This window comes from Salmonella sp. JXY0409-18, from assembly GCF_020268625.1.
Lineage (GTDB): Bacteria > Pseudomonadota > Gammaproteobacteria > Enterobacterales > Enterobacteriaceae > Salmonella > Salmonella enterica.
This window is the reverse complement of sequence record NZ_CP084216.1, coordinates 3997949-4015927: the sequence shown is the minus strand read 5'-3', so window position 1 is coordinate 4015927 and position 17979 is coordinate 3997949. Positions and strand designations below refer to the sequence as shown.

Genomic DNA, 17979 nt, shown 5'->3' with positions numbered 1-17979 from the left:
AATGCGAATATTTGTCTATGGCAGTTTACGACAGAAACAAGGCAACAGTCACTGGATGACCAATGCCCAATTGCTTGGCGATTACCGTATCGATAACTACCAGTTGTATAGTCTGGGCCACTATCCAGGCGCAGTTCCGGGAAACGGAGCGGTATACGGTGAAGTTTATCGAATTGATAACGCCACGCTGGCCGAACTTGATGCTTTGCGCACCAGGGGCGGTGAATACGCACGCCAGTTAATCCAGACGCCTTACGGCAGCGCATGGATGTATGTATATCAACGTCCTGTTGATGGGTTAACTCTGATTGAAAGCGGTGACTGGTTAGACAGAAACCAGCCCTGAACTGAACACGCCACCCTCGGGTGGCGTTGTTTTTTTACATTCTGGCTGATGGCGCTAGCGCCGGGCATGGTGAGCTCTTATTCTGCCGTAGATCAATAATGACGCGCCGCCCAGGATAACAATGCATCCGAGAACCATAAATCCCTGCATGTAGCTGCCGGTTGTCCGGTAAAAATAGCCGACCATTAGGCCTGCCAACGTACCGCCGCCGCCAGCGCCGATGCCATTAATAATACCGGAGGCTGGGCCAATCGCATGGGGTTTAACGTGCGACTGGATAATCGACCAGATATTGGGGGTAAAGCTGGCGGCATAATAACCCATCGCCAGGGTAATGAGCGTGATTTTAAAGCCTGGCGCATCGACAAATGGCAGGAGAAATAACATCACGCCGGGGATTAGTAGGCCCAGTGAAGCAATAAGTACACGTTTTTGTGTCTTATCACTGATCCATGAGATAGGGATTGCCAGTATAACCGCAGTCAGATAAGGCAGAGAACTGACCAATGCTTTACTGAATCCAGTATAGCCGAGAGAATTGACAACCATGGGGATCCATAACGTAATTCCCCAGAACAACATCCCTTGAGTGATGTAGGTAAAAATAAGGAGTAGGAAGGGGGTTCCGCCCAGCGATTCCAGGGTAAGTTTAGTTTGCTCTGTTGGCGCCGGCGCACGATAATAAGGCGCTTCTTCCTGTTTTTTCAGCATTGTTATATAAAGTGGAACCACGACAACAATGCCGATCACACCAGTGATAATAAAAACATTTCGCCAACCGAAGGCAGCATCCAGCGGGGACAAAATCATAAATCCCAGGCCTAATGCCAGGAACTGTCCATAATACTGGATAATACTGTTCGCCTGCGTCCGTTCTTTGTCTGAAAACCAGTCGCTGGCGAAGCGGGACTGCTGCGGCCAATAAATGCCTTCGGTAATGCCAAGCACCAGCCGACAAATCAAAATAACGTACACTGACGAGGTAAATCCGACAAAAACGGTCGCAATCGACCAGATTAGCACCATCAGAATGACTATTTTTTTCGGATCGTATCGCTGGGTAAATACGCCGCCAAAAATATTTGAAAAGGCATAGCCAATAAGAAATATGGTTAATACAATGCTGGCCGTTGCGCCATCAATATTCAGGTCGTGTGTAATCGTAGGTAACGTAACGGAAAGATTAGAACGGTCAAGATAAGCAACAAAAAGGCCGAACATTAATGTCGCGCCGATCCGTAGCCATTTTTGCATTGAGGTCATTTTTCAACTCCGTTTGGCCGCGCGCCAAAATCAATTTGACGAAATAATATCTCACCGGATTTTATGGTCATTTGTGGTACCAGCACATGCGTCCCCGTGAGCGTTTCACCATGAATATCGGCAAATTCAACATGCCTGTTTTTTAATTTAAAGATGGCGATATCGGCAAATGCCCCAGGGGCCAGCGTACCAATTTCTGCTGCCATGCCCAATAAAACTGCTGGGGTATGGGTACAGGCGTTAATGACATCGGTAAGCGCGACGCCGAGTGCTAAATATTTCGATAAAATCCATGGTAAGGCGTAAACAGGCCAGGCGAGTTTAGTGATGGTTGAGAGATCGCTACTGATGATATCCGGAAGAAAGCCATTGGCGATGGCCCGGCGTGCCGTGTTCATTGAAAAATGGCTGCGACCATTGGCGGCATCAAATATAACGCCTCTTTCCCTTGCCTGACGGACTTCGGCTAAGACAGCGCCTTCATCAGTAAGAATGGTGCTACCTTTGCCGTGAAACGCATGAGCGATAATATCGCCGTGGCGTAGCAAGGAGACAAGTTCTTTCATGGGAACGACGGGATGAGTCGAGTGTATTGCCACGGGGCACCTTAAATCGTTGGCAATACGAAGGGATTCAGTCAGCGGTTTTAAGCCATATTCAGCAATGTCCTCAGTCTGAACCTTGAGTTTTAATCCCTGAAGAACATTGCGATACTGGCGAAACAGCGCGTGGATCTTATTTTCATCAATGTTGTCAGGATCATAATTTTCTTGTGACCAGGTTTGGCCCGGCGGCGACACGGTCAGAAACGCTTTGATTCGAACTTTGCTGGCGCAAATCACCGTTCGGTAGAAGGCATCAAAGTTTGCCGTACCGGCAGAACCTGCATCCACGACGGTGGTGACGCCATTCGGCGGCATGTACATATCAGGCCTGACGCCGCCTTCCGTCGCGTCATAAAAAACATGCGCGTGATAATCGATAAGACCGGGAGTGACGATCATACCGTCGGCATGGATAATCCGGGTCTCCGAAGTTACAGGATATTTATCGGCATCAACGATAATATCGTTAATGATGCGTAAATTGTTAATCTCATTAATATTACGAGCGGGATCGATGATATGTCCACCGGTAATTAATATATCATTTTTCATCATAATCTCTTAAAATAGTAAATAATTATGGCAGCCCTTAAAAATATATTAAAAAGTGTGTTTTGAGCGGATATTATGTTGGATTAAAAATACGGTTATTGGTAGGGAGAGCTTAGGATACCTTATTAAAAAGGTAATCGGGCCTATGCACTAAATAAGAATTTGGCGCTTGCTAATATTTAGGGCGTAAGTCCAGAGGAGTCTGCGGGCATTCACAAAACAATTATTATCTTAAGCTTTTTAGAGAAAATGTGAGCGTATTCAACCCTTTTTAATAAAAAATAAGGTAAAGTCTTATTCATTCCGTGAATGTTAAACTAATAATGATAAAAATTGTGTTCTATTCATTAGCCAATAAAAAGGCCCTCATTACTATGAGAGCCTTTATCTTGACGCTTATGTAAAAGCGGACTTATTTCTTCGCTGCGCGCTCGAAGGAGGCAACGATTTCCGCTTTAGCCGCTTCGGCGTTGTCCCAACCGTCAACTTTCACCCATTTGCCTTTTTCGAGATCTTTATAATGCTCGAAGAAATGAGTGATCTGCGCTTTCAGCAGTTCCGGCAGATCGTTCACATCTTTAATGTGATCGTACTCTTTGCTCAGTTTGGTGTGCGGTACGGCAACCAGTTTCGCATCTTCACCGGATTCGTCGGTCATTTTCAGTACGCCAACCGGACGGCAACGGATGACGGCGCCTGGCTGCAGCGGGTACGGCGTCGGGACCAGAACGTCTACCGGGTCGCCGTCCAGAGACAGGGTATGGTTGATGTAACCGTAGTTGCACGGATAGAACATCGCGGTGGACATGAAGCGGTCAACGAACAGCGCGCCGCTCTCTTTGTCAACTTCGTATTTGATCGGATCTGCGTTAGCCGGGATCTCGATAACGACGTAGATATCTTCCGGCAGTTCTTTACCCGCCGGGACGTTGAGTAAGCTCATGTCTGTTTCCTTTGAATTTATGACAAACAAGTGGCGAGTATTATAGCCAACTCACGCCGAAAGTCTTCGCTTGTTTTCGTTTCCGCCTCATCTGGCGCGTCGTTGCGGAGCATGAACTACAAAGGTTAAGAAACGAAAAAATCACGGGCCTGATAAGGCAACGCCGCCATCGGACATGTTATTGCCCAATGGCGGCTTCATGCGTTATTCCGCATGGTGGTAAAGATTACGCGTCCGGGTATTCGCGGATAAAGCGTTCCACATCGTCAACCATATGGCGGTTGCCGACGAAGAACGAGCGGCGCTGGTGCAGGCTTTCCGGAATGATATCCAGAATACGTTCTTTACCATCGCTTGCTTTGCCGCCGGCCTGTTCTGCGAGGAACGCCATCGGGTTGCACTCATACAGCAGACGCAGTTTTCCCTGCGGATGGCTGGCGGTGCTGGGGTAGAGATAGATGCCGCCTTTCAGCAGGTTGCGATGGAAATCGGCCACCAGAGAGCCAATGTAACGTGAGGTATAAGGGCGACTTGTTGAACTATCTTCTTCCTGGCAGAATTTGATGTACTTCTTCACGCCATTCGGGAATTTAATGTAGTTGCCTTCGTTAATGGAGTAGGTTTTACCCTTTTCCGGGAAACGCATACGTTCCTGGCACAGACAGAACACGCCCAACGACGGATCGTAGGTGAAAGCATGTACGCCGCAGCCAGTGGTGTAAACCAGCATGGTGGACGAGCCATACACGACATATCCCGCAGCGACCTGTTTGTTGCCGGGTTGCAGGAAATCTTCTTCGGTGACCGGCGTGCCGACGGGCGTCACGCGGCGATAAATCGAGAAAATCGTACCGACAGAGACGTTAACGTCGATGTTAGAAGAGCCATCCAGAGGGTCCATCAGCACCACATATTTCGCGTGTTCGCAGCCTTCAAAGACGACGATTTCGTCCTCTTCTTCCGATGCGATGCCCGCTACAATATCGCGCGCTTTTAGTGCAGCTTTCAGTTTCTCGTTCGCGAACAGATCGAGTTTCTGCTGAACCTCGCCCTGTACGTTCTCAGCACCGCTGGCACCCAGGATATCGACCAGACCGGCCTTGTTGATATCGCGGTGGATGATCTTGGCGCCCAATTTTATTGCCGACAGCAAAGCAGTGAGCTCACCGGTAGCCTGAGAGAACTCGTGCTGCTTTTCGACAATAAATTCACCTAACGTTTTCATAACACTTTCCCTGCAATTGATTGGAGTAAAGCGACCGTAACAATCTTAACAAACATTTCAGATGATGCGCTCAGGTGAATCGCGCCAGCAAAGTACAGATTTACCTGAAATGCGTTTCTCACTTGCCAGACATGTGCGTAAAATGGCTCGCAGATAAAAAAAGGATAGTGACGTATGCGCATTCATATTTTGGGAATTTGTGGCACTTTCATGGGGGGGCTGGCGATGCTGGCTCGCTCGCTTGGTCATGAAGTAACGGGTTCGGACGCCAATGTGTATCCGCCGATGAGTACCTTACTTGAGAAGCAAGGCATTGATCTGATCCAGGGTTATGACGCCAGCCAGCTCGATCCGCAGCCGGATCTGGTGATTATCGGCAATGCGATGACGCGCGGGAATCCGTGCGTGGAAGCGGTGCTGGAAAAAAACATTCCCTTTATGTCTGGTCCACAGTGGCTGCACGACTTTGTGTTGCGCGATCGCTGGGTACTGGCGGTCGCCGGTACCCACGGCAAAACCACGACCGCAGGCATGGCGACCTGGATACTGGAAGCGTGCGGGTACAAACCGGGCTTTGTGATTGGCGGCGTACCGGGTAACTTTGAGGTTTCCGCGCGCCTGGGCGAGAGCCCGTTCTTTGTTATCGAAGCGGATGAGTACGACTGCGCGTTCTTTGATAAACGTTCTAAATTTGTGCATTACTGCCCGCGGACGCTGATCCTCAACAACCTTGAGTTTGATCATGCCGACATCTTCGACGATCTGAAAGCGATCCAGAAGCAGTTCCACCATCTGGTGCGCATCGTACCGGGGCAGGGGCGCATCATCTGGCCGGAAAACGACATCAACCTGAAACAGACCATGGCGCTGGGCTGCTGGAGCGAGCAGGAGCTGGTGGGCGAGCAGGGACACTGGCAGGCGAAGAAGCTGACTACGGATGCTTCCGAGTGGGAAGTGTGGCTGGACGGCGAAAAAGTCGGCGATGTGAAATGGGGCCTGGTCGGCGAACATAACATGCACAACGGTCTGATGGCGATTGCCGCCGCGCGCCACGTGGGCGTCGCGCCCGCAGAAGCGGCCAGTGCTCTGGGGTCATTTATTAACGCCCGCCGCCGTCTGGAACTGCGCGGTGAAGCGAACGGCGTGACGGTGTATGACGATTTTGCTCATCACCCGACGGCAATTCTGGCCACGCTGGCGGCGCTGCGCGGTAAAGTGGGCGGCACCGCGCGCATTATCGCAGTGCTGGAGCCGCGTTCTAACACGATGAAGATGGGGTTATGCAAGGATGACCTGGCACCGTCGTTAGGGCGTGCGGATGAAGTGTTCCTGCTGCAGCCGCCGCATATTCCGTGGCAAGTGGCGGAAGTCGCTGAAGCCTGCGTACAGCCTGCTCACTGGAGTGGCGATGTCGATACGCTGGCGGAAATGGTGGTGAAAACCGCACAGCCTGGCGATCACATCCTGGTGATGAGCAACGGCGGTTTCGGCGGCATCCATCAGAAATTGCTGGATGGGCTGGCGAAAAAAGCACTGGTTGTGGAGTAAAAAATGCCCGGTGGCGCTGCGCTTACCGGGCCTACAATACGTACATTCCTGTAGGCCGGATAAGGCGCCAGCGCCGCCATCCGGCAGACGCTACCAACGTGTAAAATTACCCTTCGTTTTCCGCCAGCTCGCGCAGATACTGGAAAATCTGACGCGCTGATTTCGGCGGTTTGTTGCCTTCTTTCTCTTTCTTCGCATTGCGGATCAATGAACGAAGCTGTTGACGATCGGCGTGCGGCCACAGGGTCAGTACTTCGGCTACCGCGTCATCGCCTTCGACGATCAGACGATCGCGCAGATGCTCAAGCTTGTGAAACAGCACCACCTGCTGATTATGGCGGTTCTTCAGCTTGTCCAGCGCCTGGCGAATAGGTTCAACGTCGCGTTGGCGCAGCATTTTTCCGATAAGCTGCAACTGGCGGCGGCGTCCTTCCATTTTGATTCGCTGGGCCAGTTCAATGGCGTCGCGCAGATCGGCGTCCAGCGGGATCTTATCCAGCGCGTTTTTCCCCAGATCCACCAGTTCCGCGCCCAGGCGTTTTAATTCCTCGGCATCGCGTTTAATTTCACTTTTACTGACCCAGATAATTTCATCGTCTTCGTCTTCGATGTCATCACCGGGAACGTCGTCGAGCCAGTCTTCGGGCTGCTTTGTCATGTCAGGCTCCTTAAAAAAAGAGGCTAATGTTACCAGTTAAGATGCGCACTGAAAAACGGTTCTCTGTTAGACTTCAGAGAAACTCTCTCTACATTATGGCATTTGCAATGAAAGTAATCTCACAAGTTGAAGCGCAGCGTAAGATTCTGGAAGAAGCAGTTTCGACAGCGCTGGAGTTAGCCTCAGGCAAATCGGATGGGGCGGAAGTCGCCGTCAGCAAGACCACCGGCATTAGCGTCAGCACCCGTTATGGTGAAGTAGAGAATGTCGAATTTAATAGCGACGGCGCGCTGGGCATTACGGTGTATCACCAGAACCGCAAAGGCAGCGCCTCTTCGACGGATTTAAGCCCGCAGGCGATTGCCCGTACCGTGCAGGCCGCGCTGGATATCGCGCGTTACACGTCGCCGGACCCGTGCGCAGGCGTGGCGGACAAAGAACTGCTGGCGTTTGACGCGCCGGATCTGGACTTGTTCCACCCGGCAGAGGTTACGCCAGACGAAGCCATTGAACTGGCCGCGCGTGCGGAACAGGCTTCTCTAAAGGCGGATAAACGCATCACCAATACCGAAGGCGGGAGCTTTAACAGCCATTACGGCATTAAAGTGTTCGGCAACAGCCACGGCATGTTGCAGGGATATTGCTCCACGCGCCATTCGCTCTCAAGCTGCGTCATCGCTGAAGAGAACGGCGATATGGAGCGTGATTACGCTTACACCATCGGTCGGGCAATGGCGGATCTGCAAGCGCCGGAATGGGTCGGGGCCGAGTGCGCGCGCCGTACCTTATCCCGCCTGTCGCCGCGCAAGCTCTCCACCATGAAAGCGCCGGTCATTTTCGCCAATGAAGTGGCGACAGGGCTATTTGGTCATCTGGTCGGGGCGATTGCCGGCGGCGCGGTATACCGTAAATCCACTTTTCTGCTCGACTCGCTGGGCAAACAAATTCTGCCGGAATGGTTAACCATCGAAGAACACCCGCATCTGCTAAAAGGGCTGGCGTCTTCACCGTTCGACAGCGAAGGCGTGCGTACAGAGCGCCGGGACATTGTGAAGGATGGCGTACTGACGCAATGGTTGCTGACCAACTATTCCGCCCGCAAACTGGGGCTGAAAAGTACCGGTCATGCTGGCGGCATTCATAACTGGCGTATCGCCGGGCAGGGGCTGAACTTTGAGCAGTTACTGAAAGAGATGGGCACCGGCCTGGTGGTGACGGAACTGATGGGCCAGGGCGTCAGCGGTATTACCGGCGACTACTCCCGCGGCGCTGCGGGATTCTGGGTTGAAAATGGTGAAATCCAGTACCCGGTAAGTGAAATTACCATTGCCGGTAATTTAAAAGAGATGTGGCGTAATATTGTCACCGTGGGTGATGATATTGAAACGCGCAGTAATATACAGTGCGGTTCGGTATTGTTACCGGAGATGAAAATCGCCGGACAATAATACCCGTCATACTTCAGGCTGCAGGCGCGTTGGCTGCCTGCAACTCGAATTATTCAGGGTATTACACTTATCGTTAATAATAAAAAAGGAAGTGAGCAATGCGTAAAAGCCTGTTAGCTATTCTTGCTGTGTCATCGCTGGTATTCGGTTCGGCTGTTTTTGCTGCCGATCTTGAAGATAATATGGATATTCTCAATGATAACCTGAAAGTTGTTGAGAAAACGGATAGTGCCCCTGAACTGAAAGCGGCATTAACCAAAATGCGCGCGGCCGCGCTGGATGCTCAAAAAGCTACGCCGCCAAAGCTGGAAGATAAAGCGCCGGATAGCCCGGAGATGAAGGATTTTCGTCACGGTTTTGACATTCTGGTCGGCCAAATTGATGGCGCGCTGAAGCTGGCGAACGAAGGTAACGTTAAAGAAGCGAAAGCGGCGGCGGAAGCGCTAAAAACCACCCGCAATACGTATCATAAAAAGTATCGTTAATTTTTGTGGGATGGCGGCTTCGCTTTATCCGCAGGTCGCCATCCGGCAAAATGTAATACCCATCACACTTTCTCACTTTATACGGCAACGTCATTGTTTCGCCATTTCCTCTTTATGCCGCGATAGATCTCACACTTTCCCGGCGATAATTCATTAATGCCGCCTTTTCTGTGGCGCAGATCACCTATCCCACTCGCGTTTCCACTTCGAGGTGGAAAATAACTCGCTACAAACTTTTAACCCTTACCGCTAGTTTTATCTCATTGCCATTAACGGGGTGAGACGCGTGGATAACGGAGCAGTAAAACACGATGCCGGTGAGCGAATTAACGAACTGGCTGAACAGGTGTTAACGCAGGTGGATGGCCTGCTGGGGAGGCATCACATTGTCCCCAATGCGGTACAGACGCAAATGCTGACCTCGCACGTTCGCGCGATGGCGCACCGGTCAATTACCGGCGAGCCTTTACCGGAAGTCGATGCCAGCTTGTTTGATGAAATCTCAGCCGAATCAATGGCGCTCGCCCGCGAAATCGTGGCGGCGTTTGGCAACCTTCCTGACGAAGAAGCCTGGCTATTATCGGTACATTTTGAAGTCGCGAAAGACAACCTCTAAGGAGCAAAAAATGGAACAGATTACCGTCGTGATTGGCGATCGCCTGGGTAAAGGCCAGAAAGTGGCGGCAGGCGTGGAAAAAGCGGGCGGTCGCGCGGTCGTCGTACCGGGCGTCGCGGCAGACATGAAGCTGGGCGATGTGATGAAAGCGGAAAACGCCACCTTCGGCATTTCATTTTGCGGCAGCGGCGGCGCGGGCGCTATCACCGCGCAAAACAAGCATGGCTACAAAGCCAAATATGGAATGCGGTCAGTGGATGAAGGCGTCACCGCTATCAATGAAGGCTGCAACGTGTTGGGTTTTGGCTTTATGGATAAAGAAGAGCTCGGCGAGCGCCTGGTGCAGGCGTGGCAAAAGAAATACGGCGCCTGATGATGAAAGAGCAATTCACCACCACGGTGAGAGTAAAAGGCAAGGGCGACGCCAAAGCACGCGCCTTTGCCGATGCGCTGAACCATGTTCAGTCGGCGGTGATGAGAGAGTCGCCGTATATCTTACTGCGTATTGAGCCACAGGATGTGCGGATTGTTCAGGCGCATGAGTCGGTGCGTAAAGAGGCCTTTCTGTTTTTCTTTTTGCGCCGGGAACGACGCACTTACAGCGTGGAGCTGGATGTGACCGTCAACGTGACCGCCATCAATCTCGACAGGGTGGATTTCGTCGCGAAACGCTGATTTTTATTAAAAAGGCATAGTTATGTTCCTGATAATACTAATTAAATCGCTCATTATCGGTGCGCTGGTCGGCGTAGGGGTGGGCGCTGGGGCTGCACGCATGTTTCACGCGCCAACCACGCAGGGGATGGGCGCGTTCCGTACGTTGGGCGAACTCAACTCTTGTGAAGGCGACCCGGCATCTCACTTCTCCTTTGGACTGGGTTTCTTCTTTAACGCCTGGGCGTCGTCTGTGGCGGCCGGATCGTTCACCCAGGATGTCGATCACCGCATCATCCCTAACTGGGGCGCGGCGGCGCTAATGATCAAAAACCGTAACGTTGGCGAGACGCTGCACGACCCGAAAAAAATGGCGATCGCCTGCGCCGTCATCGGCATGATCGTCGTGACGTTCCTTAACCTGACCGCCTCATCCGTGCCAGAAGCGCTACAGGTGACAGCGGTTAAGGTGCTGGTACCGGCGGCAAACCTGCTGGTCAACATCGTCATGCCTGTGATCTTCTGGTTAGCGGCGATCGACGCTGGTAAAAAATCGGGCTTCTGGGCCACCGTTTTCGGCGGCGCGGCGCAGCTCATCATGGGGAACGCCGTACCGGGGCTGGTACTGGGTATTTTGATCGGTAAAGGCGTAGAAGAGAGCGGCTGGAACCATGTCACCAAAGTGATGATGGTCGCCATCGTTTTGCTGTTTGTGTTGAGCGGCTTCTTCCGCGGCTTCGACATGAAAATGATCGAGTCTTTCAACATGACGGTACCGAACTGGCTTGAACTGATCCACAACTCGCTCAGCGGCAAATAACGGAGGCCACAATGGAAGAGAATAAAGGTTTTTGGTATGCCGACTGGTCGTTCCCGATCTTTGTTGGCCTGCTCTCCTCCGGCGTTTTCGCCGGGACGCATATGTACTATCTGTACGGTATCGGCGCATTTAACGAAGTCGCTTTTGTGGCGATGTTGAAAGCGGGGATGGATACCGGCGTCTACGGCGCGGTCGCCGCTTTCGGCGCCAGCTTTTTATTTGCCCGCATTATCGAAGGTTCGCTGGTCGGGATTCTGGATATCGGCGGGGCAATTCAGACTGGCGTGGGCTTAGGGGTTCCGGCGTTACTGCTGGGGGCTGGCTTTGTCTTCCCGGTGGCGAACTTTATCGCTTCGCTGATAACCGGTCTGGTGATTGGCCTGGCGATTGGCTACATCATTGTTCTGGCGCGTAAGTTCACCATTAATCAGAGCGACTCCACGTACGGGGCGGACGTCATGATGGGGGCTGGTAACACTTCAGGCCGTTTTCTGGGGCCGTTGATTATCCTCAGCGCCATGACGGCATCGATTCCTATTGGTCTGGGCTCTCTGGTGGGCGCGCTGCTGTTTTATATCTGGCAGAAGCCGATTACCGGCGGCGCGATTTTAGGCGCGATGATCCTCGGTTCCATCTTCCCGATTGCGATTAGCTAACTGTTGATTTGTAGGCCGGATAAGGCGGTTGCGCCGCCATCCGGCAAAGGAGAGAACGATGTTTGATTTACTCCTGCGCCATGCGCGTCTGGTCGATGACACGCTGACTAATATTGCCCTGCAAGATGGCAAAATCGCGGCGTTGGGTGACGTTGATGGCCCGGCGGTGAAAACCATTGACCTGCGCGGCGAGTGTTACGTTAGTGCGGGTTGGATTGATTCGCACGTTCACTGCTACCCGACATCGCCGATTTACCACGACGAACCGGACAGCGTGGGTATTGCCACTGGCGTTACCACAGTGATTGATGCCGGCAGCACTGGCGCAGATGATATTGACGATTTTTACACCCTGACCCGTCAGGCGACCACCGACGTTTATGCGCTATTGAATATTTCCCGCGTCGGGCTGATAGCTCAGAATGAACTGGCTAACATGGCCAATATTGACGCCGATGCGGTCCGACAGGCGGTAAAACGCCACCCGGATTTTATCGTCGGCCTCAAGGCGCGGATGAGCAGCAGCGTGGTAGGCGTTAACGGCATCACGCCGCTGGAACGCGCTAAAGCCATGCAGCAAGAAAACGGCAACCTGCCGTTGATGGTGCATATTGGCAATAACCCGCCGGATCTGGACGAAATCGCGGAGCGTCTGACGGCGGGCGATATCATTACCCACTGTTACAACGGTAAGCCGAACCGTATTCTGACGCCGGAAGGCGAGCTGCGCGCCTCGGTGACACGAGCGCTGGCGCGCGGCGTGCGTCTGGACGTCGGGCATGGTACCGCCAGCCTGAGCTTTGCGGTGGCGAAACGCGCCATTAGCCTGGGGATTTTACCGCATACCATCAGTTCCGATATCTACTGCCGTAACCGCATCAATGGCCCGGTGCATTCGCTGGCTAATGTGATGTCGAAATTCCTCGCCATCGGCATGTCGCTGCCGCAGGTCATTGCGTGCGTGACGGCCAATGCCGCCGATAGCCTGAATCTGAAAACCAAAGGGCGTCTTCAGCCAGGTCTGGATGCCGACCTGACCCTCTTTACGCTTAAACGCCAGCCCGCCGTGTTGGTAGACGCGGAAAACGACAGCTTACAGGCTGAAGAATTGCTGACGCCGCTTGCCGCGATACGCGCAGGCAAGGGCTATATGACCGAACAAGGGAGCGCGGAACATGCCTTCGATTTTTGAGAAGTATCAATTAAAACAGGTGATTAATGCCTCCGGACGTATGACGGCGCTCGGCGTCTCCACGCCGCGCCCGGAAGTGATAGACGCGGCGATGGCCGGAATGAATCAGTATTTCGAGATGAAAGATCTGATGAATAAAACTGGCGAGTACATTGCGAAATTGCTGGAGGTGGAAGGGGCGACGGTAGTCTCCTGCGCCAGTGCGGGCCTTGCCCAGTCGGTTGCCGCGGTACTGGTGCAGGACAGCGACTGGCTGCTGGAAAACCTGCACGTTACACCGATTGAAAATAACGAAATCGTCCTGCCAAAGGGCCACAACGTCAACTTTGGCGCGCCGGTGGGAACGATGGTGGCGCTGGGCGGCGGCAAACTGGTGGAAGCCGGTTACGCCAACGAATGTTCCGCCGCGCAGTTGGCGGCGGCCATTACGCCGCGCACGGCGGCTATTCTCTATATCAAATCTCACCACTGCGTACAGAAAAGTATGCTTAGTGTGGAGCAGGCTGCGGTAGTGGCACGCACGCATAATCTCCCGCTGATTGTGGACGCGGCGGCGGAAGAAGATTTGCAGTGCTACTACCGCGTGGGCGCAGATCTCGTTATCTATAGCGGCGCGAAAGCGATTGAAGGGCCGACCAGCGGGCTAGTGATTGGTAAAACGCAGTATGTTGAGTGGGTAAAACGTCAGTCAGCGGGCATTGGCCGGGCGATGAAGGTCGGCAAAGAAGGAATTATTGGCCTGACCTGCGCCATTGAATTGTACCTGCGGGCGCAAAAAGAGAGCGGCGCGGAGATGGTAGAAAAAATGGCGCCCTTTATCGACACGTTGAACACGTTTAACGGCGTCAGCGCCCGTGTGGTGTGGGACAGCGCCGGACGCGACATCGCGCGCACGGAAATTAAGTTTGATGAAGCCGTTACCGGCATCGCCACAGGCGAACTGGTCGACGCGCTGAAGCAAGGGGAATACGCGATTTACTTTCGCGGATACAAAGCCAACGAAGGAATTATTGAAGCGGATGTCCGCAGCGTCGATCGCGCGCAGTTAGCGATTGTGGCGCGTCGTATTGGCGAGGTGATTAATCAGGAGAAACAAGCATGAAACTGACCCCTAACTTTTACCGCGATCGCGTTTGCCTGAACGTACTGGCCGGTTCGAAAGATAACGCCCGGGAAATCTACGCGGCGGCGGAAGGTCATGTGCTGGTTGGCGTGCTCTCCAAAAACTATCCGGATGTGGCAAGCGCAGTCGCGGATATGCGTGAATATGCGGCGCTTATCGACAATGCGCTCTCCGTCGGACTGGGGGCAGGCGATCCTAACCAGTCGGCGATGGTGAGCGAAATCTCGCGTCAGGTACAGCCGCAGCATGTCAACCAGGTGTTTACCGGCGTCGGGACCAGCCGGGCGCTGCTGGGGCAAAATGAGACGGTGGTGAACGGTCTTGTCTCGCCGACCGGCACGCCGGGACTGGTGAAAATTTCCACCGGCCCGCTAAGCAGCCGCGCGCCGGACGGCATCGTACCCATAGAAACGGCGATTGCGCTACTCAAAGATATGGGCGGCAGCTCCGTTAAATACTTTCCGATGGGAGGACTCACCTGTCGCGACGAGTATAAAGCGGTGGCTGACGCCTGCGCCCGCCATGATTTCTGGCTGGAACCGACGGGCGGTATCGATCTGGAAAACTTCGCCGAGATTCTGCACATCGCCCTTGATGCAGGTGTAAGCAAAATCATTCCTCACATTTATAGTTCGATTATTGATAAGGTGAGCGGCAACACCCGTGCGGACGATGTGCGTCAGTTACTCGCTATCGTCCGGTCGCGTGTCGGCTAATCATGAGGAGAGAGACGTGCGATTCCCCAACCAACGTTTAGCGCAGCTATTTGCGATGCTGCAAAACGAGACGCTGCCGCAGGACGAGCTGGCGCAGCGGTTGTCGGTCTCCACGCGTACTGTTCGGGCGGATATCGCCGCGCTGAACATGTTGCTGACGCCGCATGGCGCGCAATTTACTCTCAGCCGCGGCAATGGGTATCAGCTCAAAATTGATGATCCGGCACGTTATCAATCCCTGCAAACGCAGCAATCTCCCACGCTGGCGCGCGGTCCGCGCACCAGCCAGGAGCGGATACACTATTTGCTGGCGCGTTTTTTAACCTCCGCTTTCTCGCTGAAGCTGGAGGATTTAGCAGATGAATGGTTTGTCAGCCGTGCGACGTTGCAGAACGATATGGCGGACGTGCGCGAGCATTTGCTGCGTTATCATCTGACGCTGGAAACGCGTCCGCGTCATGGCATGAAACTGTTTGGCGGAGAGATGGCGATTCGCGCCTGTCTGACCGACCTTTTATGGACGCTGGCGCAGCAGGAGCCCTCCCATCCGTTAATTGTTAGTACCACGCTGAACACCGAGGTGTCTCAACGGCTGCAGTCTCTTTTGCCGGATATTTTCTCTCATTGTCAAATCCGCCTGACCGATGAGGGCGAGCTGTTTCTGCGTTTATACTGCGCGGTGGCGGTACGGCGTATTCGCGAGGGGTATCCGTTATCGGAATGCGTGGCGGAGGAGGTCGATGAAAAGGTGCGCCATGCGGCGCATGAAATTGCGGAGCTACTACAACAGCTGGCCGACAAGCCGCTGTCGGAGCCGGAAGTAAGCTGGCTGAAGGTGCATATTGCCGCCCGCCAGGTACAGGAGATTGCCCCCAGCGCCATTAATGCCGATGATGAAGAGGCGCTGGTGCGCTATATCCTCAATTTTATTAATACCCAGTACAACTATAACCTATTGAATGATAAACAGCTTCACGCGGACTTGCTGACCCACATCAAAACGATGATCACCCGCGTGCGCTACCAGATCATGATCCCCAACCCACTACTGGAAAATATTAAGCAGCACTATCCGATGGCGTGGGATATGACATTGGCGGCGATATCGAGTTGGGGAAAATACACGCCGTATACCATTAGCGAAAACGAAATCGGTTTTCTGGTGCTGCATATTGGCGTTGGGCTGGAACGTAGTTACAACATTGGCTACCAGCGGCAGCCGCAGGTACTGCTGGTGTGTGATGCTGGTAATGCGATGGTGCGGATGATTGAAGCGGTACTGGCGCGGAAATACCCGCAGATTGAGATAGCCCGCACTTTGACGCTACGCGACTATGAGGCGCGGGACAGTATTGTGGAGGATTTTGTGATTTCCACGGCGCGGATCGGTGAAAAAGATAAACCGGTCATCATGATCGCGCCCTTTCCTACCGACTATCAATTGGAGCAGATCGGTAAGCTGGTGCTGGTGGACAGAACCCGTCCGTGGATGCTGGATAAATATTTCGATGCCTCGCATTTTCGCATTGTGGAAGGGGAAATAGATCAACAGACGCTGTTTAAAACGCTGTGCGATCAGTTGCATGAGGAAGGCTTTGTTGATGCGGCGTTTCTCGATTCGGTTATTGAACGTGAAGCTATCGTCAGTACGTTATTAGGCGACGGGATTGCCTTGCCACACGCGCTGGGGCTGCTGGCGAAGAAAACGGTGGTTTATACGGTGCTCGCGCCACAGGGGATTGCCTGGGGTGATGAAACGGCGCACGTTATTTTTTTACTCGCCATCAGCAAAAGTGAATATGAAGAGGCGATGGCCATCTACGATATTTTCGTCACTTTCCTGCGCGAACGCGCCATGACGCGCCTCTGCGCATGTCAGAATTTTACGCAATTTAAAACGGTCGCGATGGAGTGCGTGAGTCGTTTTTGAGAGGCGTTATCCAGAATTCGATGTAATGCGAATGTAATGCTAAACTGCATTACACATTCGATTTTACTGGAGGCATAATGGCCACGCTGAACGTCCGTCTGGATGACAAACTCAAAAATGAGGCTTATGCCGTGCTGGAAAAACTGAACATTACTCCAACGGAGGCCGTGCGATTACTGTTCCAGTACGTCGCGGAAACGGGGCGCATGCCAGTGAAAACCGTCACTCTTAGCGACAGTGAGGATGCACTGATTCAGACAGTTCGGGAGAGGCTGTCTAGTCCGCAAAAGGGAATCAAGGTTAGTCTGGATGACTTATGAACTGGAATTCGACCCGAGGGCCTTAAAAGAGTGGCATAAGCTGGGCGATACGGTGAAGGCTCAGCTTAAGAAAAAGTTGGCTGATGTGCTATTGAACCCCAGAATTGACTCTGCCCGTTTAAACGGTCTTCCTGACTGCTATAAAATTAAGCTTAAATCGTCCGGTTATCGTCTGGTGTACCAGGTTCGGGATGACGTTGTGATTGTGTTTGTTGTCGCGGTCGGCAAGCGAGAACATTCAGCCGTCTATCACGATGCAAACAAACGGCTTTAGCGATCAACGCAAATGATGCACTACCTGGTTGCTGCTACCGCGCCAGATAAGCGCCGGGTCTTTCAGATCCTGCACAAATTTGCCATCGACCAGCACGTTGATGAGATCGACCACCTGCATCTGTGCGGCGTTAAGTTCATCGAGCTTGTAGCCGGTCCACACCCAGATATCTTTCCCCGGGCACTCCGCGTGGATACGTTGTACCAGTGTCAGGATATCCGGTACGTTTTGCGGATGCAGCGGATCGCCGCCCGACAGCGAGATCCCCTGACGGTGAATGCGCGTGTCGTTCAGATCGGCAATGATCTTATCTTCCATCTCTTTGGTAAACGGCTGGCCGGAGTTCAGCCGCCAGGTGCTTTTGTTATAGCAGCCAGGGCATTCATGCACGCACCCTGACACAAACAGGGTGCAGCGGGTGCCGGGGCCGTTAACGATGTCTACGGGGTAGTATTGGTGAAAGTTCATGTTTCCTCGTTGCATTTGGCGCTGTAGCGGCGTTGGCCGCTCTTACTTACCCAGGTCACTTACTTATGTAAGCTCCCTGGGATTCGTTCGTTTGCCGCCTTGCTACAACACCAACTGCTTAGAGGAAATTCATGAAA

Annotated in this window: 21 protein-coding genes; 15 read left to right on the top strand and 6 right to left on the bottom strand. The window is 52.9% G+C overall.

The window, feature by feature from the left end:
• Position 1: 1 nt before the first annotated feature.
• Positions 2-346: a gamma-glutamylcyclotransferase gene (locus tag LDB27_RS19555; protein ID WP_001219167.1), complete on the top strand. Its 345-nt coding sequence runs from the start codon at positions 2-4 to the stop codon at positions 344-346.
• Between the two features lie 54 nt (positions 347-400).
• On the opposite strand, the gene LDB27_RS19550 is transcribed toward LDB27_RS19555, so the two are convergent.
• The 4 genes from LDB27_RS19550 to fbp form a co-directional block, all read right to left on the bottom strand.
• On the bottom strand, positions 401-1609 hold the full coding sequence (locus tag LDB27_RS19550; protein WP_000203136.1) for an MFS transporter: 1209 nt from the start codon (positions 1607-1609) through the stop codon (positions 401-403).
• Positions 1606-2769, bottom strand: a complete 1164-nt coding sequence (locus LDB27_RS19545) for a metallo-dependent hydrolase (protein WP_000977205.1) — start codon at positions 2767-2769, stop codon at positions 1606-1608. Before LDB27_RS19545 ends, LDB27_RS19550 begins: the two co-directional genes overlap by 4 nt.
• A 409-nt stretch (positions 2770-3178) precedes the next feature.
• Positions 3179-3709, bottom strand: a complete 531-nt coding sequence (gene ppa / locus LDB27_RS19540) for an inorganic diphosphatase (RefSeq protein WP_000055079.1) — start codon at positions 3707-3709, stop codon at positions 3179-3181.
• A gap of 226 nt (positions 3710-3935) precedes the next feature.
• On the bottom strand, positions 3936-4934 hold the full coding sequence (gene fbp / locus LDB27_RS19535) for a class 1 fructose-bisphosphatase (RefSeq protein WP_000853764.1): 999 nt from the start codon (positions 4932-4934) through the stop codon (positions 3936-3938).
• Between the two features lie 174 nt (positions 4935-5108).
• On the opposite strand from fbp, the gene mpl reads away from it, so the two are divergent.
• Positions 5109-6482, top strand: coding sequence for a UDP-N-acetylmuramate:L-alanyl-gamma-D-glutamyl-meso-diaminopimelate ligase (gene mpl / locus LDB27_RS19530; RefSeq protein WP_001219832.1), 1374 nt, complete (start codon positions 5109-5111; stop codon positions 6480-6482).
• 106 nt (positions 6483-6588) lie between these two features.
• Here the strand turns inward: mpl and yjgA are convergent, their stop codons facing one another.
• Positions 6589-7140, bottom strand: coding sequence for a ribosome biogenesis factor YjgA (gene yjgA / locus LDB27_RS19525; RefSeq protein WP_000166287.1), 552 nt, complete (start codon positions 7138-7140; stop codon positions 6589-6591).
• Positions 7141-7235: 95 nt separating this feature from the next.
• Between yjgA and pmbA the strand changes: the two genes are divergently transcribed.
• From pmbA to LDB27_RS19460, 13 genes are all read left to right on the top strand, one after another.
• Positions 7236-8588, top strand: a complete 1353-nt coding sequence (gene pmbA, locus LDB27_RS19520; RefSeq protein ID WP_000852994.1) for a metalloprotease PmbA — start codon at positions 7236-7238, stop codon at positions 8586-8588.
• Positions 8589-8686: 98 nt separating this feature from the next.
• The gene (cybC, locus tag LDB27_RS19515) at positions 8687-9073 is read left to right on the top strand and encodes a cytochrome b562 (RefSeq protein ID WP_001232231.1); all 387 of its coding nucleotides are present in this window, start codon (positions 8687-8689) and stop codon (positions 9071-9073) included.
• A gap of 277 nt (positions 9074-9350) precedes the next feature.
• On the top strand, positions 9351-9689 hold the full coding sequence (locus tag LDB27_RS19510; RefSeq protein WP_001255103.1) for a glycine dehydrogenase: 339 nt from the start codon (positions 9351-9353) through the stop codon (positions 9687-9689).
• 10 nt (positions 9690-9699) lie between these two features.
• Positions 9700-10062, top strand: a complete 363-nt coding sequence (locus tag LDB27_RS19505; RefSeq protein ID WP_000435389.1) for an SFCGS family glycine-rich protein — start codon at positions 9700-9702, stop codon at positions 10060-10062.
• Complete coding sequence (locus tag LDB27_RS19500; RefSeq protein ID WP_000975187.1) at positions 10062-10364, top strand: DUF4312 family protein; 303 nt, start codon at positions 10062-10064, stop codon at positions 10362-10364. Before LDB27_RS19505 ends, LDB27_RS19500 begins: the two co-directional genes overlap by 1 nt.
• Before the next feature lie 22 nt (positions 10365-10386).
• Positions 10387-11163: a DUF4311 domain-containing protein gene (locus LDB27_RS19495; RefSeq protein WP_000478578.1), complete on the top strand. Its 777-nt coding sequence runs from the start codon at positions 10387-10389 to the stop codon at positions 11161-11163.
• A gap of 11 nt (positions 11164-11174) precedes the next feature.
• Positions 11175-11819, top strand: a complete 645-nt coding sequence (locus LDB27_RS19490; protein WP_000392130.1) for a DUF4310 family protein — start codon at positions 11175-11177, stop codon at positions 11817-11819.
• A gap of 58 nt (positions 11820-11877) precedes the next feature.
• Positions 11878-13011, top strand: a complete 1134-nt coding sequence (locus LDB27_RS19485) for an amidohydrolase/deacetylase family metallohydrolase (protein WP_000459952.1) — start codon at positions 11878-11880, stop codon at positions 13009-13011.
• Positions 12995-14113 carry a DgaE family pyridoxal phosphate-dependent ammonia lyase gene (locus tag LDB27_RS19480; RefSeq protein ID WP_001139165.1) on the top strand — a complete coding sequence of 373 codons (1119 nt, stop codon included), beginning with the start codon at positions 12995-12997 and terminating at the stop codon, positions 14111-14113. Before LDB27_RS19485 ends, LDB27_RS19480 begins: the two co-directional genes overlap by 17 nt.
• Complete coding sequence (dagF, locus tag LDB27_RS19475; protein WP_000779262.1) at positions 14110-14850, top strand: 2-dehydro-3-deoxy-phosphogluconate aldolase; 741 nt, start codon at positions 14110-14112, stop codon at positions 14848-14850. The genes LDB27_RS19480 and dagF overlap by 4 nt, the downstream gene beginning before the upstream one ends.
• A 16-nt stretch (positions 14851-14866) precedes the next feature.
• Positions 14867-16780, top strand: a complete 1914-nt coding sequence (locus LDB27_RS19470; protein WP_001212145.1) for a BglG family transcription antiterminator — start codon at positions 14867-14869, stop codon at positions 16778-16780.
• A 77-nt stretch (positions 16781-16857) separates the two neighbouring features.
• Positions 16858-17100 carry a type II toxin-antitoxin system RelB/DinJ family antitoxin gene (locus LDB27_RS19465; RefSeq protein ID WP_000212724.1) on the top strand — a complete coding sequence of 81 codons (243 nt, stop codon included), beginning with the start codon at positions 16858-16860 and terminating at the stop codon, positions 17098-17100.
• On the top strand, positions 17090-17374 hold the full coding sequence (locus LDB27_RS19460; RefSeq protein ID WP_000220578.1) for a type II toxin-antitoxin system RelE family toxin: 285 nt from the start codon (positions 17090-17092) through the stop codon (positions 17372-17374). Before LDB27_RS19465 ends, LDB27_RS19460 begins: the two co-directional genes overlap by 11 nt.
• Before the next feature lie 3 nt (positions 17375-17377).
• On the opposite strand, the gene nrdG is transcribed toward LDB27_RS19460, so the two are convergent.
• Entirely contained in the window at positions 17378-17842 is a 465-nt protein-coding gene (nrdG, locus tag LDB27_RS19455; RefSeq protein ID WP_001009178.1) for an anaerobic ribonucleoside-triphosphate reductase-activating protein, read from the bottom strand.
• Between the last annotated feature and the right edge of the window lie 137 nt (positions 17843-17979).